At 53.6% G+C, this 351-nt stretch carries 1 protein-coding gene; it reads left to right on the top strand.

All coding sequences use genetic code 11. The features are described from left to right. A partial coding sequence (locus CWC14_RS18425) for an aminotransferase class I/II-fold pyridoxal phosphate-dependent enzyme (RefSeq protein ID WP_138564331.1) occupies positions 1-351 on the top strand: 351 nt, incomplete at both ends.

Here is a 351-nt window from a genome sequence, read left to right as displayed (position 1 = left end):
CAGCGAGCTCAGCGAGTTAGTCGGTGAGGCTAAGCTGGTGTTTATTTGTAACCCCAACAACCCCACCGGCGCTCTTATCAGCGTTGACAAAATCGCCGAATTGGCACAGCGTTTAGCCAAGCGTGCCATTGTTGTGGTCGATGAAGCCTACATTGAGTTCTGTTATCAGCACAGTGCCGCGCAGCTCATTAAAACAAACGCCAATATCGTGGTGCTGCGCACCCTTTCCAAGGCCTTTGCTTTAGCGGGGCTGCGTACCGGCTTTACCTTGGCGCAGCAAGATACCTTAGCACCGCTGCGCAAAGTGATTGCTCCCTACCCCGTCGCCACAGTTATCGCTGACATTGCTGA

Origin of the sequence: Pseudoalteromonas sp. S3260 (assembly GCF_005886925.1) — a bacterium.
In the GTDB taxonomy this organism is placed as follows: domain Bacteria; phylum Pseudomonadota; class Gammaproteobacteria; order Enterobacterales; family Alteromonadaceae; genus Pseudoalteromonas; species Pseudoalteromonas tetraodonis.
This window is presented reverse-complemented; position numbering and strand designations above follow the sequence as displayed.